This window comes from Paenibacillus foliorum (genome assembly GCF_013141765.1).
In the GTDB taxonomy this organism is placed as follows: Bacteria; Bacillota; Bacilli; order Paenibacillales; family NBRC-103111; genus Paenibacillus_S; species Paenibacillus_S foliorum.
The window spans coordinates 14,359-40,925 of sequence record NZ_WHOD01000052.1 but is presented as its reverse complement, the minus strand read 5'-3'; the positions used below and the strand labels follow the sequence as shown (position 1 = coordinate 40,925).

At 43.0% G+C, this 26,567-nt stretch carries 25 protein-coding genes and 1 riboswitch; of the genes, 19 read left to right on the top strand and 6 right to left on the bottom strand.

What is annotated here, in order from left to right; genetic code table 11:
* The first annotated feature begins 25 nt into the window (after positions 1-25).
* The 3 genes from GC093_RS12135 to GC093_RS12125 are packed head-to-tail and all read left to right on the top strand — an operon-like array spanning position 26 to position 4,455.
* Positions 26-1,783: a cache domain-containing sensor histidine kinase gene (locus GC093_RS12135; RefSeq protein WP_216624604.1), complete on the top strand. Its 1,758-nt coding sequence runs from the start codon at positions 26-28 to the stop codon at positions 1,781-1,783.
* A complete protein-coding gene (locus GC093_RS12130) occupies positions 1,776-3,386 on the top strand; it encodes a response regulator transcription factor (protein WP_171652137.1) in 1,611 nt (536 codons plus the stop codon). Before GC093_RS12135 ends, GC093_RS12130 begins: the two co-directional genes overlap by 8 nt.
* Positions 3,387-3,399: 13 nt before the next feature.
* On the top strand, positions 3,400-4,455 hold the full coding sequence (locus GC093_RS12125) for an alpha/beta hydrolase family protein (protein WP_171652136.1): 1,056 nt from the start codon (positions 3,400-3,402) through the stop codon (positions 4,453-4,455).
* Between the two features lie 66 nt (positions 4,456-4,521).
* Here the strand turns inward: GC093_RS12125 and GC093_RS12120 are convergent, their stop codons facing one another.
* A complete protein-coding gene (locus GC093_RS12120; protein ID WP_171652135.1) occupies positions 4,522-5,352 on the bottom strand; it encodes a CAP domain-containing protein in 831 nt (276 codons plus the stop codon).
* Between the two features lie 8 nt (positions 5,353-5,360).
* Positions 5,361-5,494, bottom strand: a riboswitch (cyclic di-AMP (ydaO/yuaA leader).
* Positions 5,495-5,924: 430 nt separating this feature from the next.
* On the opposite strand from GC093_RS12120, the gene GC093_RS12115 reads away from it, so the two are divergent.
* Complete coding sequence (locus tag GC093_RS12115; RefSeq protein WP_171652134.1) at positions 5,925-6,692, top strand: hypothetical protein; 768 nt, start codon at positions 5,925-5,927, stop codon at positions 6,690-6,692.
* A gap of 91 nt (positions 6,693-6,783) precedes the next feature.
* Here GC093_RS12115 and GC093_RS12110 read toward each other — a convergent pair whose 3' ends face one another.
* The gene (locus tag GC093_RS12110; RefSeq protein ID WP_171652133.1) at positions 6,784-7,674 is read right to left on the bottom strand and encodes a helix-turn-helix transcriptional regulator; all 891 of its coding nucleotides are present in this window, start codon (positions 7,672-7,674) and stop codon (positions 6,784-6,786) included.
* A 146-nt stretch (positions 7,675-7,820) separates the two neighbouring features.
* On the opposite strand from GC093_RS12110, the gene GC093_RS12105 reads away from it, so the two are divergent.
* The 12 genes from GC093_RS12105 (at position 7,821) to murQ (ending at position 20,492) form a co-directional block, all read left to right on the top strand.
* Positions 7,821-9,788 carry a glycoside hydrolase family 127 protein gene (locus GC093_RS12105; RefSeq protein WP_171652132.1) on the top strand — a complete coding sequence of 656 codons (1,968 nt, stop codon included), beginning with the start codon at positions 7,821-7,823 and terminating at the stop codon, positions 9,786-9,788.
* A gap of 60 nt (positions 9,789-9,848) precedes the next feature.
* Entirely contained in the window at positions 9,849-10,178 is a 330-nt protein-coding gene (locus GC093_RS12100) for a type 2 periplasmic-binding domain-containing protein (protein ID WP_171652131.1), read from the top strand.
* Positions 10,179-10,182: 4 nt separating this feature from the next.
* Positions 10,183-11,166: an extracellular solute-binding protein gene (locus tag GC093_RS12095; RefSeq protein WP_171652130.1), complete on the top strand. Its 984-nt coding sequence runs from the start codon at positions 10,183-10,185 to the stop codon at positions 11,164-11,166.
* A 216-nt stretch (positions 11,167-11,382) separates the two neighbouring features.
* A complete protein-coding gene (locus tag GC093_RS12090) occupies positions 11,383-12,297 on the top strand; it encodes a carbohydrate ABC transporter permease (protein WP_171652129.1) in 915 nt (304 codons plus the stop codon).
* Positions 12,297-13,127, top strand: a complete 831-nt coding sequence (locus GC093_RS12085; protein ID WP_171652128.1) for a carbohydrate ABC transporter permease — start codon at positions 12,297-12,299, stop codon at positions 13,125-13,127. The genes GC093_RS12090 and GC093_RS12085 overlap by 1 nt, the downstream gene beginning before the upstream one ends.
* A gap of 432 nt (positions 13,128-13,559) precedes the next feature.
* Positions 13,560-14,408, top strand: coding sequence for a MurR/RpiR family transcriptional regulator (locus tag GC093_RS12080; RefSeq protein WP_171652127.1), 849 nt, complete (start codon positions 13,560-13,562; stop codon positions 14,406-14,408).
* Positions 14,409-14,463: 55 nt separating this feature from the next.
* Entirely contained in the window at positions 14,464-15,774 is a 1,311-nt protein-coding gene (locus tag GC093_RS12075; RefSeq protein WP_171652126.1) for an ABC transporter substrate-binding protein, read from the top strand.
* A 147-nt stretch (positions 15,775-15,921) separates the two neighbouring features.
* Positions 15,922-16,875 (top strand): carbohydrate ABC transporter permease, encoded by a 954-nt coding sequence (locus GC093_RS12070; RefSeq protein WP_246314111.1) that lies wholly within the window; start codon positions 15,922-15,924, stop codon positions 16,873-16,875.
* A 72-nt stretch (positions 16,876-16,947) separates the two neighbouring features.
* Positions 16,948-17,772: a carbohydrate ABC transporter permease gene (locus tag GC093_RS12065; protein WP_171652124.1), complete on the top strand. Its 825-nt coding sequence runs from the start codon at positions 16,948-16,950 to the stop codon at positions 17,770-17,772.
* Positions 17,769-18,581, top strand: coding sequence for an HAD family hydrolase (locus tag GC093_RS12060; RefSeq protein ID WP_171652123.1), 813 nt, complete (start codon positions 17,769-17,771; stop codon positions 18,579-18,581). Before GC093_RS12065 ends, GC093_RS12060 begins: the two co-directional genes overlap by 4 nt.
* Positions 18,581-19,630 carry an N-acetylglucosamine kinase gene (locus GC093_RS12055; protein ID WP_171652122.1) on the top strand — a complete coding sequence of 350 codons (1,050 nt, stop codon included), beginning with the start codon at positions 18,581-18,583 and terminating at the stop codon, positions 19,628-19,630. The genes GC093_RS12060 and GC093_RS12055 overlap by 1 nt, the downstream gene beginning before the upstream one ends.
* Positions 19,608-20,492, top strand: a complete 885-nt coding sequence (murQ, locus tag GC093_RS12050; RefSeq protein WP_246314109.1) for an N-acetylmuramic acid 6-phosphate etherase — start codon at positions 19,608-19,610, stop codon at positions 20,490-20,492. Before GC093_RS12055 ends, murQ begins: the two co-directional genes overlap by 23 nt.
* A 65-nt stretch (positions 20,493-20,557) precedes the next feature.
* On the opposite strand, the gene GC093_RS12045 is transcribed toward murQ, so the two are convergent.
* The 4 genes from GC093_RS12045 to GC093_RS12030 all read right to left on the bottom strand — a co-directional run bounded on the left by GC093_RS12045 (position 20,558) and on the right by GC093_RS12030 (position 22,978).
* The gene (locus GC093_RS12045) at positions 20,558-21,157 is read right to left on the bottom strand and encodes a P-loop nucleotide/nucleoside kinase family protein (RefSeq protein ID WP_171652120.1); all 600 of its coding nucleotides are present in this window, start codon (positions 21,155-21,157) and stop codon (positions 20,558-20,560) included.
* Positions 21,158-21,209: 52 nt separating this feature from the next.
* The gene (chrA, locus tag GC093_RS12040) at positions 21,210-21,749 is read right to left on the bottom strand and encodes a chromate efflux transporter ChrA (protein ID WP_171652288.1); all 540 of its coding nucleotides are present in this window, start codon (positions 21,747-21,749) and stop codon (positions 21,210-21,212) included.
* A complete protein-coding gene (chrB, locus tag GC093_RS12035; protein ID WP_171652119.1) occupies positions 21,749-22,321 on the bottom strand; it encodes a chromate efflux transporter ChrB in 573 nt (190 codons plus the stop codon). The genes chrA and chrB overlap by 1 nt, the downstream gene beginning before the upstream one ends.
* A gap of 195 nt (positions 22,322-22,516) precedes the next feature.
* Positions 22,517-22,978, bottom strand: a complete 462-nt coding sequence (locus tag GC093_RS12030) for a DinB family protein (RefSeq protein WP_171652118.1) — start codon at positions 22,976-22,978, stop codon at positions 22,517-22,519.
* A 265-nt stretch (positions 22,979-23,243) separates the two neighbouring features.
* Here GC093_RS12030 and GC093_RS12025 point away from each other — a divergent pair, with 265 nt between their 5' ends.
* The 3 genes from GC093_RS12025 to GC093_RS12015 all read left to right on the top strand — a co-directional run bounded on the left by GC093_RS12025 (position 23,244) and on the right by GC093_RS12015 (position 26,498).
* Positions 23,244-24,173 carry a carbohydrate ABC transporter permease gene (locus GC093_RS12025; protein WP_171652117.1) on the top strand — a complete coding sequence of 310 codons (930 nt, stop codon included), beginning with the start codon at positions 23,244-23,246 and terminating at the stop codon, positions 24,171-24,173.
* 22 nt (positions 24,174-24,195) lie between these two features.
* Complete coding sequence (locus GC093_RS12020) at positions 24,196-25,032, top strand: carbohydrate ABC transporter permease (RefSeq protein ID WP_246314101.1); 837 nt, start codon at positions 24,196-24,198, stop codon at positions 25,030-25,032.
* 110 nt (positions 25,033-25,142) lie between these two features.
* Complete coding sequence (locus GC093_RS12015; protein WP_171652116.1) at positions 25,143-26,498, top strand: ABC transporter substrate-binding protein; 1,356 nt, start codon at positions 25,143-25,145, stop codon at positions 26,496-26,498.
* The last annotated feature ends 69 nt before the right edge of the window (positions 26,499-26,567 follow it).

Sequence of the window (26,567 nt, the reverse complement as noted above, 5' to 3'; positions counted from 1 at the left end):
ACTGCTCGTTTCCTCGATCCTTTGTTTGATTGTTCCGATGGTCATCGCTGTGCTAATATCCAACTATGCCACGAAGGATGTGCTAAAGGAGCAAGCAATCGCGAATATGGAGCAATCCCTGCACACATTGGATATTTATATTACGAATCTGATCAGCAGCATGGTGTACACCACGAATGTCATCCAGTTCGACAATGAGGTCACCACCATTTTGAATGACCGGATTCCAGACAAGAGCTCTGCAGCCCAATTTTTTAATATAAAAAGGATGAACGAGAAGTTTGCCAATGTGGAGACGGCCGCAAGCAATCCCGTTTATTTGGCTGTTATTGATATAGCGGGGACGGCTTATTCCAATTATTCTGGATTTCAGGATTACGATCCGTTGAATTTTACACGCCTGGAATGGTTTAATCAATTGGAGAATATGGACTCTCTAGAAACCTATTGGGTCGGAACGCAGGCGAACTATATTGCCTCGAGTGCCGGTAAAAGTCCGTATCTGATTACAATTGCCCGTACGATTCGAAATTCCTCCATAACAAGCGGATATATTATCGCCAGTATGTTCGAAACAGATATTCATAAAATATTTCAGAATTACAACAGCACGCAAGAGATTATGCTCGTAAACAGCAAGGGAGTTGTACTCTCACATACGAACCCTTCCAAAATCGGCACAACCTTTCCATTTATGAATCAGAACGGGATTTGGGAGGAAGAGAGCGAAATTCCTGTCATCATTAAGGATCAGAACAAAGATTATCTATTGGTCAGGCATAAGCTTTCCTTCTCAGATTGGTATTTGGTCAGCTTGGCGCCTTATAAAGAAGCAATCGATAAGATCAGCCGTGTCCACCAAAATGTTCTGCTGCTGACTATTACTTGCTTTGCTTTGTTTCTGATTATTTTGCTTTATCTAATGAACCAGTGGACCAAGCCAATCAAGCTTTTGGGCAAGGTGGCTGCCAAGGTAAGATCCGGAAACTTATCCATCAGATCGAATATTACAACCAAAGATGAAATTGGGGAATTCGCCCATTCATTCGATTATATGCTTGACCGTATTCAACAGATGATCGGGCAAATTACGCTCGAGCAGACGGGAAAGCGGACAGCCGAGTTGGAAATGCTCCAGGCTCAAGTGAATCCTCACTTCCTGTTCAATATTATCAATTCCGTACGGATGAAAATATGGATGAAGGGCGATCTGGAAAATGCCGAATTGCTCAGTTCTTTATCGGCGTTTCTTCGAATGACGATCAATCGCAATAATGAGTATATTTCCTTGCATGATGAACTGGAACTGATCTCCAACTATGTCCTGCTTGTTAATTTTCGGCATAAGGAGCCGATTGTGTTGGAGCTTAATCCCGCGTCGGAGACACTATTGGAAGAAGTTCCGCGATTCTCCATTCAACCTTTTGTAGAAAACGCCATCATTCACGGATTGAAGCATAAAGGTGGAACCGTACTTATCACGAGCCAGAAGGATGCGAATGGATTGGCTATAACGGTAGAGGACAACGGAGAGGGGATGAAGCAGGAGGTGCTGGACGGGCTGCGAAAGAAATTATTTGCTGGAACTTTCGATTCGGCCGAGGAAAGCAGCTCATGTCATACAGGTATTTCTGGAATCGGATTAAAAAATGCCTATGAACGTCTGCAGCTAATCTACGGCTACGGGAGCTTATTATCGATTGAAAGTGAAGAAGGCGTTGGGACGAAGGTCTGCGTCTATATTCCAAAGATGCGCAGCAAGGGGGGGCAATCGGATGTATAGAGTCATGTTGGTTGACGATGATTATCCTGTTTTGGAATACTTATCGCAAGTAATCCCATGGCAAGAGCTTGATCTGCAACTGCAAGGAATGTACGAAAATCCGCTTGAGGCTCTTGAGCATGCAAAAACGGAAATGCCCGACATTCTGATTACAGATATCGGCATGCCGCAAATATCGGGAATTGAGTTAATCCGGCAGCTAAAAGAAATGGACGGGGAGCTGTGTACGATTATTCTTTCCTGCTACAATGACTTTCAGTTTGCTCAGCAGGCTGTAAAGCTGAACGTGCAGGACTATGTATTGAAGGAGAGCATATCTCCGGATACGATTGCCATACAACTTCGGCGGCTTTGCGAGCGTTTGGATGAGCTAAGCGAGAATCGGAAGCAGAGACATCAATTAGAGCATATTGTTAATGACAACAAGGCAGAGCTGAAGCAGAAATTTTTACTGGGCACTTTAAATAATCCGATATGGCATATGGAAGATTGGCTGGATATGATTAAGCAGTACGGCATAGACTTTGAAGCAAACCCTTACTTGCTTGTATTTTATAACATCGAAAGGCATGCGCAAACGAAGAAGAATTTAAATATGTCCGATGATATGCTGATGTATGCGATCGAAAATGTGATGGACGAAGTATTAGGGATGGTAAAGGGAACGGTTACATTTCGTTATAGCATCAAATCAGGAGTTATACTGATCCCCTGCCGCCTGACTTTGAAGGAGAACGGCTACAGCTTGGTGAATGAAACAATCAAGAAGGTTCAGGATTCATTGAACAAATATTTGAGGGTTCAAGTCTCTTTTTATTTGGGTGAACGATCTAAGCAGCCGTTGGAGCTCAAGGCTAACCTGCTGAAGCTGTTAAATACATTGGAACATCAGTTTTATTTATCTGAGGGATATATTGGTGTAATTAATGAAGAAGAGTTTACAAAGGCTGATTTGTTTACCTTCTTTTCGCAAGCGTTGGAGGAAATGAAGCAGCTTATTTTGCAAGAAGATGCGCAAGGCTTGGAGGAGGCGGCTGACAGATGGATGGCGTTTGTGGAAAAAGAGCGCTTTCCTCCGGAGATGATAAAAGAATGGGTTTTAAAGCTGCTTCTGGACATGCGGGTCAAATTCAAATCTCTGCAAAAATTCCAAACCAATTACTCCGTTGAGGTTCTCCACAGCACGATGAGCGAAATCGATCATACGAATCAATTGAAAAGCTGGATGCTCGTACATCTGAATGAAATGCTTGCGCAAATGGGCACTATTTTCAAGCATTCGAAGCGAGTGGAAATCAACAAAGCTCAGCGTTATGTGGAGGAGCATTTGCATCAAAAAATAACGTTAGAGGAGGTGGCCGATTACCTGCACTTGAATTCATCCTACTTCAGCAGGCTGTACAAAAAGGAAACGGGATTGACCTTTATCGAGTATGTGATCCAAACCAAAATGAATAAGGCCAAAGAGCTATTGGATACCACAGACAAAACGGTGGAAGAGATCTCATATCTATTAGGTTACGACAATAAGCGGTATTTTATCCAGCTGTTTAAAAATGAAATGGGTGTGCCGCCTATGGCATACAGCGGAGCAACGAAATAAGGAGGGTAAATGGATGATTTATTTTGATGAGCAACGGTATATCCAGACGGTTTTGGCCAAAATGATACGTGAATTCGATTACCGCCATGTATTGGGTACGGGAAAATGGCAGGAATGGCAGGAATGGCAGCAAGCATTTCGCAGCAAGCTGGCTGAGATCACGGGTCTTGAGCAAATCAAGCGACAAGCAATTGGCGTACCGCTGTCGCCTCGAATAACGGAGACCGTCGAGTTCCCAGAATATACGCGGGAAAAGATCTATATCACAAGTGAGACGGATATAGAGGTGCCGTTCTATCTACTGCTGCCGAAGAACGCAGTCAAGCCGGTGCCTTTGGCGATTTGTGCGCACGGACACGGAAGACGTGGTAAGGAAGATTACGCTGGAAATTTCGAGAGCCCAGAGGATAGGGAGCAAGCAATTAATCAGGATCGGGATTTAGCAGAGCAAGCGATTTCGGAAGGTTATGCCGCTCTTGTACCTGAAGTTCGGGGGTTCTGGGAGATGGCCCGCCAAGAGGATATGCACGAAGGGAAAAGCAAATCTTGCGATGACATGCAGCGGATATCGCTCTTATTAGGCCGATCTTTAATCGGAGAGAGGGTTCATGACTTCAGTAGGGTGCTCGATTATGCGGCAACTCGTCCCGAGCTTGATATGGAGAAGGTCATGATTACTGGGAGTTCCAGCGGAGGAGCGGTGTGCGTATTCACGGCAGCTTTGGACGAGCGCATCAGTCTTGTAGCACCGGGCTGTTATTTCTGTACGTTCGAGCATTCGATTGTATCCGTTCATCATTGCATCTGTAACGCGATTCCCGGAATCATGCAGGTTGGAGAGATGTATGATGTGGTAGGATTGATAGCTCCGCGTCCTGTGTTAATGATCAACGGAGAAACGGATCCGCTCTTTCCCATAGAAGGCGTACATATTTCTTTCGAACATGTTCAAAATATATATAGCGAATTCGGCTCTGCTGATCGATGTGAGTTGTTTGTTGGAAATGGTGGACACCGTTATTTCAAAAACCGGGTATGGGATTTTGTCAGAGAGCAATGGGCGCTTTGATCCCTATATAGATAATGAAAAAGACTGCCGGTAATACCGGCAGTCTTCGTCAATAGTAAGAATGGCTTAGTTCGCGATAAATTCCTGTACCCATTCACCATTGTAATAAGCTGCACCAATTTTGGTGAAGTTAGGGCTTAAAATGTTTTGGCGGTGTCCAGGGCTGTTCATCCAGGAATTCATAACTTCCTGTGGTGTTCGTTGTCCTTTAGCGATGTTTTCACCGGCATAGGTATATTGGATGCCGTATGATTTCATCATGTCGAATGGAGAACCGTAGGTTGGGGAATTATGATCAAAATAATTATTATCGTACATATCCTTAGCTTTGCTCAGGGCCATTGCTGATAAGGCATTGTCGCTTACTAACGACTGTACGCCTGCTTTAGCACGTTCTTGGTTAACCAAAGTAACTACTTGGCTAGCAAAATCGGACACAGCTGTAGTAGTATCTGTTCCTTCTTGAACAGTAGAACCTGTGCCTGCATTCGTACCTGCACCTGCACTTGTATCCGTGCCTGATCCTGTATTAGTGCCTGTATTTGTATCAGAGTCAGAACCTGAGCCTGCATTAGTAGCAGAGTCTGATCCAGTATCTGAACCTGCATTTGTGCTTGTGTCTGAACCTGAACCCGCGTTAGTACCGGTGTCCGAGCCTATACCTGAATTCATTCCAGGAATATTAATTACCAGCCCTGACCAAATAATATTCGATTTGGCAATCTGAGGATTCGCATGCATGAGAGTTTCTAAGCTAATACCGTGTTGTTTGAGAAGCGTCCACATGTTGATGTTGTCGCTTCCTGTTACCTGGTATGGAGCGGCGGACACAGCTCCAGCTCCAATCATTGTGCCTAATGCAAGTACACCCGTTAACACTGTCTTCTTGAAACGCATTTAATTCATCCTCTCTTTATTAGGGCCTGCGGAGTTAGCTGACGGATTCGGGTCAAAGAGCAATCACCCTGCCACAAAAGTGACTTCACCCCAAAGAATGGGTTCCCCCGCGCTTCATAAGAAGCTTTGGCCTTTTAATTAATTTCTCAAAAGAACAGGAAAAGTTTGGGGACTTAACCGTTCTCTTAAGGTTGTTCCATTCTAACATGGGAGTTTGAATAGGTCATCACACAATGATTCCCAATAAATTGTAAAATTTGATACTGACAAGTATATTTTAGAATAGTTCGTATATGACTACACGCTCATGTCGAATCTCAACAAAATTGGACAGAATTCGTAGGGGAATACATGTAAGCGCATACTTAAAACTAAATGTATCCAAAGTATGACAAAATTCTGTTTTATATTATCTTTTGTCCCAATTTATTCACTTCTATAACTTTAGTCACATGATTATTACTTGTTAAATCGATAAAATAAGACCATCTTCAGGGATTTAGAGAGAGAAAAGCTTCAGAGTAATTCATAGTTACATTTTTACTACAATATTATTGAAAGCAGGAGAGAAAATGAAAAAGAAAATGTTGAATTATTTATTTGCTTCAGTTGTCGTTGTTTTATCTATGTTTGGAGTTTCATCGGCAGCGTTAGCTGATCCGGCTATGGATTTTGTAGTTACTTCGGTTGGTTACGACAACGGAGCTTTGAAGGCAGTGGGTACATTTACAAACACTGGAGACAAAAACATTGATACGGTAACTAAAGTCGATGTTAAAATTATTCTTTTCAATGATGCTGGAGACAGTAAAGAAGTAGCACATCAGTATTTCTCAGACTTGAAAGTTCATATTAAACCAAGTGAATCTGTAGAAGCTACACTTGAATTTACTGGCGTACCTGAATATACGGATGCTACTAAGTGGGATGCTCAAGAAGGCGACTGGGAATTTACATACTTTGAAGATCCAGCAGCAGAAGCAGCACCAGCTGCTGAAGCGGCTCCAGCTCCTGAGGCTGCCGCAGCAGAAGCAGCTCTTGATTTTGTAGTTACTAGCGTTGGCTATGAAGCCGGTGTCTTAAAGGCTGCTGGTACTTTCAAAAATGTAGGTGGCAAAAACATTGAAACAGTTAACAAAGTAGATGTAAAAATTATTTTGTCCAATGACGCTGGTGATAGCAAAGAAGTAGCACATCAATATTTCAGCAACCTGAAAGTGAACCTGAAGCCAAGTGAAGAAATCGAATATACACTTGAATTCACGGATGTACCGGAATATGTGGATGCTACTAAGTGGGATGCTCAAGAAGGCGACTGGGAATTTACTTATTTTGAGTAAATTCCAATAAAATCATTAACTTTTGCAACTTAATCACATCATTTGTGATTAAGTTTTTTTTTGTTTCTCTGGTCTTATATTTCATCAACTCTTAACCGTTGCCTATGAATTTTCTGCGAAAGTTTAAGGGAGAGATACCCTCTTTGCTTGAGAAGCAAGATGAAAAATAAGAGCCATGTTGAAAGCCTACCTCCTCAGAGATTCGAGTTATCGACCACTCCGTTTGGATCAGCAGCTTTTTAGCTTGCTCGATACGATAGTGCTGTAAATAGTCGATCGGCGTCATTCCATAAACCTTAAGCATACATTTGGCTAAATAATTAGGATGGTAATTCAATTCCTTTTGAAGAAGGGCATTCGTTATTCTTTGCGTGAAATTTTGACGAATGAACAATTCGACCTTCTCGGCTAGATGGAATGCGGATACATCTGATGTAGCTGCAAGATCTCGATCCAAGTGCTGCATAAAAAGCTGAAATGCGGTTTGTCTTTTCCAATTCCTAAGGGATCGAGGTTCATGCTCCAGCTGAAAAAACTGCTCCAAAATGTCCATTGTCTTCTGCGATAGCTTCATATATTTCGGGATGAATATCGGACAAACCTCCGCATGGTTTAAATAGGCGGTTTGCTTATGATGCTCGATTAGAGCAGATTGGTTTTGCAGACAAGCATTCATCCCCTCGCACTCATCCCAAGCTCCAAAGGTATGGAAATGAATCCAGATGATTTCGGTTTCCTCTACACAAGGTGCAGTTCCGTAATGATTCGCATCAGGTCTGAGTATAAAAGCTTCTCCCTTTTGGATTGCCCACTCGTTGGTACCTTCCCCAAGAAACAAAGTCCCCTTAGTTACCACAATCAAATCAAATGATCCAATGTTGCTCCTGCTGATATGAGACTCTCCAGAACGGTAATAAGCCCTCCCGCAATCTATAAAATAAGGTACTGGCGGTGATATGAAATGAAGGATGGGTGAATTCAATTGATTACCTCCATAGGTTGAGATTTTTAAAAATGTGGTTGGAAATCCATATATCCATTCCATACTACTACATGTAATATTATATTTAAAGCGCTTACTGGAACGTTGTAATTATATAAAAAGTTGTCTTAGAGGAGCAGTGTACTATGAAAAATCAATCCATCTCCAAACCACTGCCATTAGCCAATGTGCACATTCAAGATGACTTCTGGTCCGAATATATTCGGCTGGTTCGAGAGGTTGTCATTCCGTATCAGTGGGAGGCTTTGAACGATCGCGTAGAAGGTACGGAGCCCAGTCATGCTATACAGAATTTCAAGATTGCAGCTGGCTTGGCCCAGGGGGAGTTCTATGGCATGGTATTCCAGGACAGCGATGTAGCTAAATGGCTCGAAGCTGTAAGTTATTTATTGGAAACAAAAAGGGATCCTGATCTGGAGCAATTAGCTGATGAGGTTATTGAGATTATTGCCAAAGCACAGCAGGCGGATGGATATCTCAACACTTATTTTTCTCTAAAAGAGCCGGATATGAAATGGATGAACTTGGCGGAATGTCATGAGCTTTATTGTGCAGGGCATTTGATTGAGGCGGCGGTTGCTTATTACAAGGCGACGGGAAAAATGAAAATACTGGATGTGGCGTGTCGTTTGGCGGATTGTATTGATGCTGTTTTTGGTGCGGATGTAGGGAAACTCCATGGTTATGATGGTCATCAAGAAATCGAGCTGGCACTAGTTAAGCTTTATCATGCTACAGGTAAGGAAACCTATTTAAGCTTAAGCCAATATTTTCTGGATGAAAGAGGTACGGATCCAAGCTTCTACGAGATGGAGTTTGAGCGGCGGAATCGTAAAATCCACTTTGGTGGATTAAATATGATCTACGATCGGTCATACAGCCAGGCTCATTTGCCGGTACGAATGCAAAAAACAGCAGAGGGCCATGCAGTTAGAGTTGCTTATATGTGCTCAGGTATGGCGGATGTTGCAGCGGAGAAGGATGATCAAGAGCTATTGGAGGCATGTCGGAGTCTCTGGAACAATATTGTTACCAAACGGATGTACATTACGGGGGCAATTGGGTCTATGGCTCATGGAGAAGCGTTTTCTCTTGATTATGATTTGCCTAATGATACGGTCTATGCGGAAACCTGTGCGTCGATCGGCTTAATCTTTTTTGCACAAAGAATGCTTAACATCGAAGCTAAGAGTGAATATGCAGATGTCATGGAGCAAGCTCTGTACAATACAGTAATCAGCGGTATGTCACGTGATGGGAGACAGTTTTTCTACGTTAACCCTTTAGAGGTATGGCCTGATGCTTGTGATAGCAATAAAAATTTGAAGCATGTGAAGTCTCAGCGTCAGGGCTGGTTCGGATGCGCGTGCTGCCCACCGAATATTGCCAGGTTATTAGCCTCGTTGGGTCATTATGTGTATTCCAAGAAAGAGAAGACCCTTTATGCCCACCTGTATATAGGAAGTCAGATTGAAATAGAATTGGACGGCCATTTAGTAAGCTTGCTTCAACAATCAGAGCTTCCTTGGAAAGGTGATGTTCGTTTTGCAATTACAGTGGAAGGAGAAGCCAAGTTTAACTTAGCGCTGCGAATCCCGAATTGGTGCAAGGCAGCTGAGGTTCGAGTGAATGGTATTACGATTCAATTGTCGGATGCAGCTGCTTTAGTAGATGGGTATGTTCATATCAACAGGGTATGGCGATCGGGAGATACCATCGAGCTTAATCTGCCTATGACGGTCAATCGTATGAAAGGACATCCATTGCTTCGCGAAACGATTGGAAAAGTAGCTCTGCAGCGAGGGCCGATTGTTTATTGTATGGAGGAGGCTGATAACGGAGCGAATTTACACCAAATTGTAATTGAACGGAAATCACAGGAGCAGGTCCAATTTGATACGAAATTATTAGGGGGACTTCAGGTATTGAGCATTGGAGCACATAAGGAGCTAGCTGATGGTTGGGAGGATGACTTGCTATATAAAGTAGATGAAGACCTTCGAACGGAGCCGATAACAGCAACCTTCATTCCTTATTTTGCCTGGGCGAATCGGGGCCGCGGAGAAATGGTGGTGTGGGTAAGAGAAAACTAAATCTAGGATTAAACGTTATGCAAACATCATATACCATTTTGAGGGGTTATTATGAGTTCAATGAAACGAGCATGGAAGGCAAGCGCATTCACCTTGTTGTCGTTTGCTGTTGTAGCGGGCTGCGGCCCAGCTTCAAGTCCGACAGCAGCACCAGGCACCACAGCACCAACACCTACTGTAGAAACCAAAGCTCCGACTAGCTCAGAGAAAGTGACGATTCGGTTTACAGACTGGGCCAATAATGAAGAAGCCAAATCAAAAAGCATCAGTCTGAAAGAATTTGAGAAGGCCAATCCTACTATAAAGGTAGACTATCAGAACGTAGCGTTAAGTGAATTCGGAGCGAAGCTAAGCGCTATGGCTGCCTCGAATACGTTGCCAGACAATTAGTACCATGCTGGAAGCACAAGCGTTAAAATACGCAGAATCCGGGATTTTGATGGATCTGTCATCGTTCTACAAGGACGGCTCGGTTACTCCTAAGCTGGAAAGCAATAAATTCGTTTCACCTGATGGCAAGCTGCTAGGGTATAGTGTAGCCAATGAAATTATTCTTCTGCATTATAACAAAACAATGTTCGATGAGGCGAAGCTTCCGTATCCTCCGGCAGAGACCGAAAAGGCATGGACATGGGATCAGATGCTTGAGGTTGCAAGGAAATTAACGAAGGATAAAAACGGCAAGAATCCAACCGAAGCTGGATTTGATGCCAAAAATATTGTGCAGTATGGAATCAATGTCAGTCATGGTCAGGACTTCTTCTGGACTCCTTTTGCAATTAGCAATGGGGGAGGAGAGGTAAGCCAAGACGGTAAACAATTGCTGCTGGATAAGCCTGAAACGATTGAGGCCATTCAGAAAATCGCCGATCTGTCGAATGTCGAGCATGTTTCCCCTACGGCGGCACAATCTTCAGGGCTTCCCGGTGATGTAGGTCAATTATTGTTATCTAAAAAGGTGGCGATGGTGACATCCGGACAGTGGGAATTGATTAATATTAATCCTCAGCTTAGCAAAGGCTTGAAAAATGGTATTGGCGTCCTGCCTATCTTCAAAAAACCTGCGACAACCAACACAGGAACACCCATTGTTATTTATAAAAGCACCAAGCATGTCAAAGAAACCGTCGAGCTCTACAAATGGTTAATGAATACGGAGAAAAATTTGGCCAATATTGACAGCGGTGTATGGATGCCTGCTGAAGCAAGTTGGTATACCGACGCCGACAAAATTAAAAGATGGACGCAATCGCCGGTTCATCCTCCCGAATATAAAACGGCCGTTATCGATTATGCTCTGAAAGCTACGTATCCAACTCCATGGTTCTTCCTGCCGACCTACAGCAGGATCGGGGATATCCCTCAATCCGGGACTTGATCCGGTTTGGTTAGGTACGAAATCCGCCAAAGATGCCATTGCCGAAATGATGCCCAAAATAAAGCCGATTTTTGAAAGTGGCAAAGCGAATTAAGAAGTACTGCTGGAGCTTTAGCAGGCTAACCTGAAATTTTCATGTGCATAGAGGCTGCGATGAACAGTATGAGCGGCCTCCTTACACGATAGTTAAGGGGTATTTAGAGGAGGCAGTAGCTGATGTCTACAAATAAGTCAGCCAGTTATAGAAGCTATAAACGACAGCAGGTGTTAGTTGGTTACATTTGTATATTACCGGCGATTCTCGGCGTGTTTATTTTTACATTAGGGCCGCTGCTGTACAGCTTGTATATAAGCTTTACAGATTGGACGATTTTAAAGCCGATGCAATGGATAGGATTAGCCAACTACCGAGCTATTTTTACTGAGGATTTGTTTTTCTATGATTCGCTTAAGGCAACAGCCTTCTATTCCATCGGATGTGTTGTGGTATCCATTGTTTTTTGTTTGATCGTCGCGCTTTTTTTGAATCAGGATATAAAGGGAAGAGCTTTTTTTCGTGCTGTCTTTTATTTACCATCGATCATCCCGGTGTTGGCTACCAGCATTATTTGGCTATGGTTATACAATCCTGATTTTGGCATTATCAATCATATATTGAGCTTTGTTGGCATAGAGAAGCTAATGTGGGTTAACAGCCCGGATACCTCAGTTCTTTCTATGGTACTTATTGCTGTGTGGGGATCTGGCAACGTCATTGTCATATTCTTGGCCGGCCTGCAGGATGTGCCCAAGCATTTGCTTGAAGCCGTGGAAATCGATGGAGGGGGTTGGTGGCATAAGCTCACGTCCGTGACCCTTCCGCTGATGACTCCTATTATTTTTTATAATGTAATTCTGGGCTTTGTCAATTCGATTACGGCTTTCACTCAAGCTTACTCGATGACTCAAGGCGGTCCGGAAAATTCTACGTTATTCTATGCTTTCTACATTTACCGAGAGGCGTTCCAACGTCAAAGCATGGGATATGCCAGTGCATTGGCTTGGGTATTGTTTATTATTGTGTCGTTCTTTACTTATTTGTTGTTTAAGTCCTCTTCAGGCTGGGTGCATTACGAGGGAGGGAAGAAATAATGACTTACCGTTTGAGAGGCCAACTCGTCACTTATTTTTTCCTTGCTGTATTAGCCATTATCGTGTTTTTCCCTATGTATTGGATTGCACGATCCTCCTTATTAAGCTTAGTAGAAATTTTGGAGTTTCCTCCGATCTGGATCCCTCACACCTTGGGACTGGAAAATTACACAGAGGTTATGGAAAGAATTAACTTCGCGCAATATTTTATGAATACGCTAATGATCATCGTGCCCGTTATGATTGGCGTTGCCTTAACAAGCAGCTTGTCCGCATATGGATTTGCCAGACTGGAATTTCCGCTCAAGGATTTCTGGTTCACACTTATTATTATGACCATTCTCCTTCCAAGCATAGTAACCCTTGTGCCTACTTATATAGGCTGGTCCAAATTGCAGCTAACCAATTCCTATTGGCCTCTTATTATTCCTGCCTTTTTTGGTGGAGGCGCTTTTAATATTTTTCTGCTGAGACAATTTTTAATGACGATTCCCAAAGAGCTGGACGAGTCAGCTGTTATTGATGGAGCAGGCTATTTCGCGATATATTTTAAAATTATTATTCCTCTCATTAAACCGGCTATCGTAGTTGTCCTGTTATTTACATTTGTTGGGGTGTGGAATGACTTTTTGGGGCAATTGGTCTATCTGAATGATAGCAATAAATATACGGTCTCATTAGGCTTATCGACCCTTCGCTTAGCTAATAATACGCCTATGAATTTATTGATGGCAGGAACAACGATCATGGTAATGCCTGCTGTAATCGTGTTTCTTATTGGGCAGCGTTACTTTATAGAAGGGATTGCTACGACAGGAATAAAAGGGTGAAGTGAATAGAGGAGAAGAAAGATCGCGAAAGTTCCCGCCAAGTGCAGGAGCTTTCGCGATTTTTTGTTTTATATAACCATCGGTCAATTAATATGCAAATCTACACTTCCGTGTGCCTACCTCTCACCTGTCTTTATTTCGTCTTCTAAGCTGAAATAAAATTACATGTATTACGAGGAAAAGAAGCAATAATTAATCACAAAACGGCAATACATTACATCAGATGTTGGGTTATTATGAAAAAATTGGTTTTATAGAAAAATCAACTTTATTGTTAAAATGAGATTACTGGTTTTTAACGACTAAATGTAATGATATATAACACTCATGAAATAAAATTTCAAAAAAACATTTACAAAATGAAATAAAGTATTATAATAAGGAACGTAAATTGCTTAAAGCTTTACCCTCATTAAAAAGGAAGTGATATCCATGTTGAAGGGCGGCTTAATTAGTTTGAAAGCAGCCATTTCCAGCTTGAAGCCGACAGAACGGAAGGCTGCGCAATACATATTAGAGCATCCGGAGGAAGTAGTTAATACATCGGTACAAAGAGTAGCGGTATTGGCTGGTGTTAGCGAGGCTACCTTAATTCGTCTCTGTCGCTCGCTCAACTTTAAAGGGTTTCAAGAGATGAAGCTGCGTATTGCCGCTGATATGACTGAAAACAAGGATGAGTTTGATTCGTACCAAGAGATCCAAATTGATGGGCCTATCTCTGAATTAGTTGCTTCAATCTCACACAATAATATGAGGTCGATTCAGGACACATTGACGGTACTTTCTAATGAAAGTCTGGAGAAGGCTATAAATGTCTTGAGCAAGGCGAAGAAAATTGTCATTTTCGGCGTTGGGGCTTCAGCGGTCATTGCTATGGATTTGAAGCAGAAGCTTACGAGGATCAATTATTGGTGTGAAACAGGCCTTGGCGTGGACGAGCAGGCGACACTTGCAGCCAATATGGATGAGCGTGACGTTGCCTTCGGTATCTCATATTCCGGGCAGACGAAAGATGTGATTCATTCTCTTGAGCTGGCTAAAGAAAATGGGGCTGTAACCTTGTCACTCACACGTTTTGGCAGTAACCCTGTTGCGAGTGCAGCTGAAATTAATCTATTTACGAGCTCACTAGAGAATAGTATACGAAGTGGAGCTATGGCATCGCGAATTGCTCAATTGAATGTCATTGACATTTTGTACGTAGGTATTGCTCGAAAAGACCATGAGCGTCACGTGCAATCCTTGGAAAAAACTCGTAAGGCTGTCAGCAAAAATATGTAACTTTTTGGATTTACCTATGGTTCATATATATAACAATTATCTGGAGGGGTTAAGGATGGAGAAAAGCAAATTATTATTTGGTACTACCCTTTTACTAATGACGAGTATATTAGCAACGGCGTGTGGAGGAAGCGCGACAACTCCGGCAGAAACTGCAAAGAAGCCGGCAGGCGAAGCTGCGGTTAAACCAAGTGGTAATCCGGTTAAGCTGACGATGTACAGCTGGAGACCTGAGGACAAAGCCGGGTACGAAGCATTGATTGGCGAATTCCAGAAGCAGAACCCTGATATTAAAGTGGAGTTCAAGCCTTTTAAATCAACAGAGTACAATACGATTCTAAACAACACACTTGTATCGGGTTCGGGTGTTGATATCCTTCAACTCCGTCCTTATGATGTTGCCACAACTTTGGCGGATGGGAAGTATTTAACACCTTTGGACAAGGTAAAGGGTGTCGATCAAATTCCTGATTCCTATTTGGCTGCGGCTAAGGGCAGTGATAATAAGGTGTACGGCATACCGTTCATGCTAAATAATGCGGTTATCTTCTATAATAAGAAGATGTTTGAAGAGCAGGGCTTGAAAACGCCAGAAACCTTTGAAGAATTTTTGGCTGTTTGTGAAAAACTAAAAAGCAAAAATATAGTGCCGATCGCCCAATCCGGTAAAGCGGCTTACTTACTCTCCATGACTCATTCTGTGATAGGGGAAAGCGCTTATGGCGGTAATGCTTTCGTAGATTCACTGTTAAAAGGGAAAAGCAACTTCAAGGATCCAGGCTTTGTAGAGTCGATTAGCCGGATGAAGAAGCTGGAGCCTTACTTCCCTAAAGATTTCATTGCAATTGATGATAAGGATGCACAGACGCTGTTTTATAATGGCCAAGCTGCTATGTACATTAACGGAAGTCATCGTTTAGAAACCTTTGAGGCGAATAAATTGGATTTCCCTGTAGACTTCTTCACCGGATTTGTTGCGAAAAAAGGGGATCAGCCTAACATCGTTACTTGGGTTGACGGTTCGTATGCTGTAGCTAAAGATTCCAAGTATCAAGAGCAATCCTTGAAGTTCATGGAGTTTATCGCTTCGAAAACATTCGGACAGATGTTCAGTGAAAAGCTGACCCGCGTTAGTCCTATTGCAGGAGTAGAGCCGACTCACCCTCTATTGAAAAAGATGGCTACTATCAGCAGTAAAAATTCAACACCTTATTTGATCCTTACGAATTTCAATCTAGGAACTCCACCAACCAAAGTTACATTTGAGGATTCGCTGCAAGGTATGTATCTCGGCAAGCTAACTCCTGAGCAAGTAGCGGAAGCCGTTCAAACCTCAAGCAGCAAATGGTTTAAAGCTCAACCGTAACTGGTTTAGGCAAGCGCTGGATTGATCTCCAGCGCTTCCAATCTGATATTCGAAGCTATGGATTAAACTGAAACCGTGAGAATGGATTTCACCGGATGCTCGACCGTTATATGTATGGAACCTTATTTACGAAGGAGGCGAACTGGCTTGAATGAAGGGCCGCAGTTAGCAGCGACTGGTGTTGAAAGGAAACGAAAACGCAATTACGCCAAGCATTTTGTACATTTATTCCTGCTTCCGTCGCTTCTTTTTTACGTCGGATTTATGGTTTACCCGATCGCTTCAGCGCTTCTGAACAGTATGTTTGCTTGGAATGGACTAAAACGCGGAGATTTCATATGGTTTGAGAATTTTATCCGCTTGTTTACCGAATCCCCACACGCAGAAACATTTTATAATGCATTCGGACATAATATTATTTTCTTCATAGTTACTGTACCTGCGAAGTTGATGGTAGCCTATATGCTAGCTTTGATTATTAACAGTAAGTTAAAAGGCAAAGAGTTTTTCAAAACTGTTTTTTTTCTTCCGAAATTATTATCCGTTATTGTGGTAGGTTTCTTATTCAGCTTGATTCTGAACCCTTCGTACGGAGCATTAAATACGTTTTTGAAAGCAATTGGTCTGGCGGAGCTGGCCAAGCCATGGTTGGGAGACCCGAAGACGGCGTTTCTTACGGTTATTATGGTTGATAGCTGGTATGGCTTCGGTTTTGCCGTACTCATTTTTCTCGTCGGGCTTCAATCCATTTCCAGTGAAATCTATGAAGCAGCCAAAATAGATAGAGCAGCCGGGTTGACGCTGCTATTCAAAATTACGATTCCTCTTTCCATGCCGTCGATAATGATCATGACTATTCTTACCTTTATCTCATCCTTTGAATCGTTTGAGATGATATATGCCATGCAGGGTACATCGGGTGGTCCCTATTATTCAACGGATGTGTTAGCGCTTTATTTTTACCGTTTGATGTTTGGTAGTGTAGGTGGGGGAGATTCCATCGGACTTGGTTCTGCGCTTGCTGTAGTTTTGCTTGCCCTTATTTCAGCAGCAACCGCAATATCCATGTTCTTCTTTAAGAAGAAAGCAGTCGACTACTAGAGCTAGAACTGTTTTTTTAAACTCGCACGATTAGACGAATCATCAGGATTCCGTAAGTAATGGAGGATGTGTATGGAACACCGGCTTCAACAATTGTCCAAATATGCCGTTATGACCCTTTTCTCATTCATATCATTGTACCCTATATTTTTAATGATTATGTCTTCCTTTAAAACCAAGAAAGAAATTACAACGTCGCCACTAGGGCTTCCTCACAGTTTTTCTTTTGTTAACTTTATCGAAGTTTGGAATAAAGTACATTTTGATGAATATTTCATTAACAGTGTATTTGTCAGTGGGGTATCAGTCATTATTATTTTGATCATCTCCTCGATGGCCGCGTTCTATCTAGCAAGATATACCTTCCGTTGGAACGGAGCGGTCTTATTCTTCTTCATGCTTGGATTGATGCTTCCAATGAAGCTGGCTATTTCGCCCTTGTATATGCAGCTGATGAAGCTGAATTTACTTGACTCACTGATAGGATTGATCATTGTTTATATAGCTGGGCATATATCGTTTGCGGTATTTCTATTCTTTGGTTTTTTTGGAACACTGCCGAAGGACCTGGATCAAAGCGCTCGAATTGATGGATGTAATGATTTTCAGGTGTATTACAAAATAGTACTTCCGCTTATGCGTCCCGCTATGGCTACAGTTGCGATTACGGACTTAATTCATGTATGGAATGACTTCTTTTATCCACTGGTTTTTATTAAATCGACAGAGAAGGGGACTATTCCCCTAGGCATGCTGAATTTATTCGGTGAATATGACACGGAGTGGAATTTATTGTTCAGCGGCCTTACTTTATCTTCCTTGCCGATGATCATAGCGTTTCTGATTGCATCACGACAATTTATTGAAGGCTTAACAGCAGGGGCGGTGAAATCATGAAACGATGGATTACATTTGATTTGGATGGAACCCTTATGCAGAATCCTTTTGGTTCCTGGATTTTTCCAGAGATTGAAGGCATCTTGTCCGGGGAACTGAATTCTCCCTATGAAGCAAAGAAAGAGCTGCTAGCTAAGCACGAAAGCTTGCTGCTGAGTGGACAAATTGTAGCGGCCTATGACTGGGACAGCATTGTTAAAGGATTGTCACAAGAACTGGGCTTGAACAGACAATTTAACATTGAAGAAATGGTGCTTAAGCACTCGGTTTGGCCCAAAATATATTTGCTTGACGATACGGTTCTTCCTGCTTTAAAGCGTTTGAAAGAAGAAGGGTATTCAGTAGCTGCTGTAACAAACGGATATTATAAATACCAATACCCGGTAATGAAAGCACTGGGGCTAACCGAGTGGCTGGATGAGATTGTTACTCCGGAGCGAGTCGGTTATGCTAAGCCGGATGTCCGTATGGTAGACGGCTTGCTGCAAGGCGGGGAAATTGTTGCGCATGTAGGAGACCGTCTGGATCACGATATTACGATAGCTAATAGGATAGGGGTAGCACCGGTGCTGATTAATCGTAGTATGCCGGAGGAACTGCTTGCCTTGAATCCAAAGGAACGGACACAAAGTGAAACCCTTCTGAAGTTGTTAGGAAAGCTTGCCGTACAGGAAAATCCAGAACTGTCGGGAGCTCCTTTATCGGATAGCTACATTCCGGCTTATGTCATTAGCAACCTGGGCGAATTGTTCAATTGTCTGGAATCGGAGGCTTCCGGGCGAATGAGCGCAGAAGGGAAGGATGCGTAATGACGGGTAAGAGCAATAGACGTTTCCTTGCTGTTGACGGCGGAGGAACTAAGACGGTTCTCTTAGTCGGAGATGATGAAGGACATCTGCTTTCCTTTAGCCGAGGAGGCTCAAGCAATTTGAAATCAAGGCCATGGGATGAAGTGAAGGCTGAACTCTCCGGGTTGATTCGCCATGGCTTAGAGCAGTCTGGTTCTTCGCGGGATCAGGTGGCAGGCATCGTTCTTGGTTTGGGAGGAAGCGACAGACCCGAGGACAGGGCTCGCATTGTAGAGTTCCTATCAGCTGAATTGCCTCAGCAAGCAGTGATCACTGTGTACAATGACGCTATCACAGCGCTTGCTGCCGGAACCTTTGGTGAAAGAGGAATGGTGCTGATCTCAGGCACTGGATCCATCTGCTGCGCATTTGACCCAGTTACAGAGGAATATGTCCGTGTAGGCGGATGGGGATATGTGTTTGGAGATGAGGGTAGCGGCTTCGACCTTGGTAAAAAAGGTCTGCAAGCCGTAATGAAAGCCTATGACGGAAGAACAGCTCCCACTTTGTTGACGGATAAAATATTGACGAGGCTCTCAATTGCCAGCCCGGATAAACTCATTACAACTATTTATGAATCAGATAATATGAGAGCAAAAGTAGCTTCCTTGTCTCCGGCAGTATTTGAAGCGGCCAAGGAGGGAGACGCTGCAGCAGAGTTTATTGTGTCCGAAGCTGTTCGTGAGCTGGCAGCACTTGTAGCTGCTACTCATAACAAGCTGAAGCTAGGATCTGATAGAACACCACTTATTTTGAGTGGAGGCGTATTTCAGGAGCCTTATTTCTTAGAATCATTCACTGAATGCCCGGAAATACGTTCATTATCGCTTGATATTCGTTGCTTGAACGTACCTCCTGTAATTGGGAGTTATTACTTTGCTGTTAAACAGGCTGGGCTGCTTGTTACGCCTGAGATGATAAATAGAATTCAACAACAATGCAATGACAAAGGGGAAAAGCAAGATGATACAGCTCACAAACCATACAATGACAACGGAACAAATCAATGAGCGATCTATTCAATTAGATCAACTGAGCGTTCGGGAAATTGTAGAAATAATGAATGAAGAGGACCAGTCCGTGGCGCATTCGGTAAGCAGGGCGTTGCCTCAAATATCCTCGGCAATTGAAGCGATTGTCCGAATCATGGAAAATGGAGGCAGATTGTTCTACTTTGGGGCAGGCACTAGCGGAAGGTTGGGAATTCTGGACGCATCCGAATGTCCTCCTACCTTCGGGGTGAGCCCAGAGCTAGTCATTGGCATTATTGCCGGTGGCGAGAAAGCTATGACTCAAGCTATTGAGAATGCAGAGGATAATGCCGAAGCTGGCAAATTGGAGGCTGCTGCTCAGGTGACGTCTCGTGACGCTGTTATCGGCATTGCCGCTAGCGGACGCACGCCATATGTGATAGGCGCACTTCAGGAGGCGGCCCGCATTGGCGCTCTGACTGTGAGTCTAAGCTGTAACGGTGATGCACCCATGAGCGCTGCGGCTCAATATCCGATAGAGGTTCCTGTGGGACCTGAAATTATTACAGGATCAACACGTCTTAAGGCTGGAACAGCGACGAAAATGGTTTTAAACATGATCACAACAGGATCGATGATTCAGCTTGGTAAGGTATATGGAAATTTAATGGTAAATGTCCAAGCGACGAATGCTAAGCTGAAGGATCGTGTAGTACGGATCGTGCAGGATGCAACGCTTGCCGATGAAGAAACAGCTAAAGCCTATGTGAGTTCGGCCAAAGGTGATGCTCGAGTGGCTATCCTAATGCTGAAATATAACATTAGCCAACAAGAAGCAGCTCAAGCACTGCAGGAAACTGGCGGACATTTTGGTAAAACAATCGAATTGCTGAAAAAATAGTGAAAATGAAAAGCGTTTATATCTGACGGTACGGACCGCAGGTATAAACGCCTTTTTTGTTGATTTCAACCATTATGACCGTCTCCAAAAACAAACTGCTCGATAAGAGAAAATTTCTCTTCCGTTAATTGCCCTGAATTATCGAAATAATATACGGAAGAAGCAGGAAGGGGCCATTTGATTTGCCGCTGCACGAGTGAATGGCTGAATTCGCTCCAGTTCTCCAGCTTCCACTCATCCATCTCCAAGCCTCTTGCCTGGATTCGTTGGCGGTAAAGCTCCTTGTCGGGAAGAGATACGAATATGGCCATTACATCGACATCATGACTTGAAGCATTAATCCTCTTAAGCTCTTGTTCAAGCCACAAAGGGTTCTCGATCTCTTTGGTAAAAGGTCCAACGACAATAACATCTAGTCCAAGCTCCACGTTTTCCAGCGCAGCGTCTATAGTGACACGGTAGCCCAAGTCCCGGCAATGCGTTTTGTACACGAATGAATCCCGATCGTTCGGATCATTCCCGGAAATTCTCATAATAACCTCTGCAGAGGGCCGTAGCAATGTGTCCATATCCAGAAATGCCATGCGACGCTTGCGAGCTAATGCTTTCGCGATTGTTGTCTTTCCGGCTCCGGCGGGACCTACGAAAAAAATCAGCTTTCGCATCTTTTACCTCCCGGTATCGTTTTTGCTAACAAGAATGACTCTAATTCAAGAACTAAATGATATGTGATATCACGAAACCGCCATATAGGAAAGCGACAACAATAATGAGAGCAGGGTGAATTTTCCCTTTGGTCATAGCCCAAAAGGCTAGTGCAGCAATGGCTAGTGAATGCCAGAATCCGATGCCTTGAATGGAAACGTCAGACATTTGCCAAGTTAAGATAACCATCATGACAGCTATGATAGGCTGCACAAGCAGGGTCATGCCTTTTACTACATAAGATTGCCGATACCGGTTCAGTATGTTCAGTAAAACAATCAATGCAACAGCGGAAGGCACCACGGTAGCGATAGTAGCGATAAGAAAGCCGAACCATCCCAGCTGTTGGTAGCCTACAAAAGCGGCAAGCTTAGTTGCAATCGGCCCGGGAAGTGCATTAGCTACAGCTAATAAATCAGCAAATTGCTCATTAGAGATCCAACCGTAATGGTTGACGATTTCTTCTTGCATCAATGGGATTGACGCAGGACCTCCACCGTACCCCAGTACATTAGCTACAAAAAATCCCCAAAATAGGGTTAGCCATGTCATCATCGAGAGGCCCCCTTGTCAGGTACAGCCTTACGCTGAAACCATTTTAAATGGAAGGCTCCATAAGCTAAGTATAAGGCAATTACGATCCCAGGATGGATATCAAGAACAGTTAGCAATAGCGCAGCGATCAGTGCGAATGCAATAGCAAATCCTTTGCCTAGCCCTTTCCAGGCTTTGGACATAAACTCGTAAGCCATCATTCCAAGCATAACAACAATCACAGGTCTGACAGCATAGATCATACCCGCTACATATTTGGAGCTGCTAAAAGAGTATAGAACGCCAAGCAAGGCGACGATGGCCAAGCTGGTTGGTAAAATGTGAGCGCAAATAGATACGAAAGCGCCCATCCAGCCGCGCTGCTTATATCCAAGATAAGCAGCCATTTTGGTTGCTATAGGTCCGGGCAGAGCATTAGCAATGGCTAGAATTTCAGCGAATTCCTCATCTCCAACCCATTTATACCGGATCACAGCTTCATAACGTATCAAAGGGATTACAGATGGGCCGCCGCCAAATCCTAGTATGCCTGTCCTAAACATGCCCAAAGCAATATCTTTGTAACTCATACAATTCCTCCATCCATGTGTCAAAAATCCGATGTTGAGTTTAACCATAAAATAGCATCTTTCACGAAAACTTAGATTCATCTCCCTTGTACTATTATGCGTCAAATAGTAAGAAAATCAATATGGACTTGGAATAAAAAAACATTGTTAATCGAAATATTCCGATTAACAATGTTTTTTGTAACTGATATGTATTTAGGTAGCTTGGATGGTCTTGCGCATGCTCATCATATATCCTGTGTGAATTCCTTCGTGATATAGAGTGAAGCTAATCATTCCGCCTACTGTATCAATACCTTTGAAAGGCTGCTGAAGCTTTTCATCCAGACGTTGTGAAAGCTTGTCCTTGATCCTCTCTGTCTGTTGCGTCAGTTGAAGCTTGATGGTTTCAATTGCAGGAGGTTCAATCTGCCAATCTGCCGGCGACGTTCCATTGTTAAATAGGCTTGAATATGTCTCCGGTAGGCTAACGGGCTCACCAATGAGTTTGAAAACCAAATTTTCCTGAACCGTCAGGATATGTCCCAGGTTCCAGCGAAGGTTATTTCTGTATCCTAGCGGGATTTGGTCAGCGATTTCTTCTGTAACTAATTCTAATTGTTGGAGGGTGCGTTCTCTTACAAGATCTAGTTGTAAAAAGAGGCTATCATTTGTCATGGTTGATGTTTCTCCATTCTTAGTTATTTTATGTTTGAGTATATTGTATACCATCATGCTGTTTGCCAGCAATATAAGATTTAATATAAGATGGAAACCCTATAATTTCAAGCAAAAAATGAAAACGCATTCATTAGAAGTGAACCGAATTGGAAGAGTACTCAGGTAAAAATAGTGCACACATTAGTAAAAATCAGGTGCGGGTGTGGATTCGAGATCGCGTTATAGTAATAGTATCAAATCTATCGTTGAGGTGACTAAGAGTATGGCCAAAGTGGAAGCAGCGTCCAGACCTGCCGCATTACGAAAAAAATATTGGAACACTACTAGAAAAGAAGCATTGGCAGGATGGCTTTTTACGGCCCCGGAATTGATTGGTCTCCTTATGCTGGGGTTGTTTCCGATTCTGTTTTCGCTGTATTTAAGCTTTTGCGACTGGAATTTGGTAGGTGGGCTATCGACTATTAATTTCGTGGGATTGGATAATTTTAAAATGCTACTGGAGGACGAGAAGTTTTTCATGGCTTTGAAAAACAACTTCACGTATACGATTTTTGTTGTGCCGGTAGGGTTATTTCTTGCATTGGTGTTGTCGGTGCTAGTCCATTCCCGTGTATACGGCCAAAGCTTTTTTAAAGTCGCCTTCTTTATTCCGTATATTTCCTCTATTATAGCACTTGGCACGGTGTGGAGCGCATTATATCATCCGTCTTCAGGCCCGGTCAACAGATTTCTGATTAGCCTGGGGATTTCAGAACCTCCAAAGTGGCTGGCGGATACGCACTATTCATTAGTTGCCATCATTATTATCGCCATTTGGGCAGCAATTGGTTATCAAATGATTATTTTTATCGCTGGCTTGACCAACATTCCAGATGAGCTCTACGAAGCAGCGAGCATTGATGGAGCCAATTCTCTGCAGCAATTTTTCCGTATTACGCTGCCGCTTCTTGCGCCTACATTGTCATTTTTATTTATTACGACCCTTATGTCGTCGTTCAAAGTGTTCGATTTAATCTCTTTCTTAACGGGAGGCGGTCCGAATGATTCATCCACAGTTCTCGTTTACCGCATTTATGAAGAAGGCTTTCGTAATTTCCGGATGGGATATGCATCGGCCATTTCCTGGGTATTATTCCTGATTGTAGGGATCGTGACTTTATTAACATGGAAATTACAAAACAGCAAGAAGTGATCTTAACAAAGAGGTGAAATAGTTGCTAACTACAAAATTCGATGTTTCTAAATGGCTGACAACGATTGTGCTCGCTATTTTTTCAATATTATTCCTCATTCCATTGTTGTGGATGGTTTCAGCAGCCATGAAGTATGAGGCGGATGTTCTTACTTACCCGATCCAGTGGATCCCAGAGCGATGGAATGTTATCGCTAATTTCAAGCAAGTGTGGTTCAGCAAAATATCGTTTTCTCTATTTTATTGGAATTCTTTGAAGCTAGCTGTTATCATGACCGTATTCACGCTAATTTTCTCTTCCATGGCGGCATTCGCATTTACGAAGCTGCAATACAAGGGACGCGATTACGTGTTCGGACTGTTGTTAGCACTAATGATCATTCCGTCTGAGTCAACACTTGTTCCAAGGTATCTATTATTGAAATGGCTTCATCTCTATAATACTCATGAGGGTTTGATCCTGATGGGCATGTTTTCCATGTATTTTACATTTCTTCTGCGCCAATTCATGGCTGGTATCCATAATGAGTATATAGAAGCAGCGAAAATCGATGGAGCAGGGTATTGGCGAATTTATGCAGGCATCATGGTACCCCTGTGCAAGCCGATTTTGGCTACCGTTGGCATCATCAAATTCATCTGGTCATGGAACGATTATCAAGGACCGCTTATTTTCCTGATCCAACAGAAGTTGTTTCCTATCCCGCTTGGTATTCAAATGTTCAAAAACGATTACGCTGACAATTACGCGGTTCTAATGATGGCATCACTTGCGGCGATTGTTCCATTACTTGTTATCTTCATTGTTTTGCAGAAGCAGGTTATTAAGGGAATTACGTTGGGTGGCGTGAAAGGCTAGGTTTGGGCAAGGTAGACAAAATGCACAAACGCCACAAAATATTGCACATCATTTGGAAAGCGGCTGTTGTAATATGCAAATATAAACGATATTTTCTAGGGGGAAAAGATATGAAAAAAACAAGTGCCGTATTATTAAGCAGTGCTTTGGTCGCTGTAAGTGTATTGGGAGGATGTGCTTCCAAGCCGGATAATGCTGGTGGGGATAAACCATCACAGGCTTCAGGAGAAAAGCCCGCTCAAAATGTGACTCTGAAGTTTTATAACTGGAATCCAGACATTGCTGAGGCTGCTACCCAAAAACTAATCGCGAATTATCAAGCTAAAAATCCTAATATTAAGGTTGAGTCTATTCCGCTTGTACCCGGCAATTCGGTGGAAACTTTGAAAAAGCTGGATGTAACCATGTCGTCCGGAGAACAGGTAGATGTTGTCATGTTCCCTAGCATTGAAGAAACTATCGCTCGAGCGGCTCAAGGCGTACTGGCTCCGCTTGACGATTTCTACAAGAAGGATAACGTGAATGCTGATGAAGAATATTATATCAACCCGAAGTTTAAGGGGAAAAGCTATGCTTTGATGAATAATTCGAGCAACTGGCTGGTACTGTTGAATGCTGATGCATTGAAGGAAGCCAATCTGCCTGTACCGTCATTTGACTGGACATGGGATGATTTCCGCGACTATGCCAAAAAGCTGAGCAAAGGCGATGACAACAACAAGCGTTTTGGGGCTTACTTCCATTCTTGGGGTGAGTATGCGAATCCAATTGTATATACAGATAAGAAAAATCCTTTCTTGACGATAGACCTCAAACCGCAATTCGAAGATGCTTCTTTCAAATATTTCTTTAATCTTCGTAAAGCGATGGAAAAGGATGACAAGTCGGTTAAGCCACTGGCGGATGTAATCGGTGCTAAGCTGAATTACAACAACGAATTCTTGACCGGCAAAGCGGCCATGTTAATGACAGCAACCTTCGCGCTTCCGAACATTGGCGATACGGCTAAGTATCCGCATACGTTCAAAACCGTTGTGGCCCCTCTACCGCGTTCCTCCAAGGATGCAGAGCCGGGACTGACGAATATCGGCGGGAATTATGTTTCTGTAGCAGCAAACTCGAAATATAAGGAAGAAGCCTACAAGTTTATCCGATACATGTCCACTGAACAAGAGGCTAGAATTGAATTGTCTGGGTGGAAAAAGAGTGATTCGAAGCTTATCGTGGAACGCCTGTTTGGAAATATGAAGGATCTGATCGACATGCAGTCGCTAACGAGCACATTGTATGATAAACGTGTTAGAACATCAGTTTCATCAGATATTGCGGTACCTTATGCAAGTCAACTGAAAGCGGTTCTTGAGGGCGGACTTTCCAAGGTGCTATTGGATAACATGTCCTCTGAAGATGCCCAGAAATGGATGATGGGTGAAGGGGACAAGCTGATCAAGCAAAATACAAAGTAAAGGTAAATAAGACCAATCGTTATGAGGACGCTGATTTAGCGTCCTCTTTGCGCATAAACCGTCCGCTAA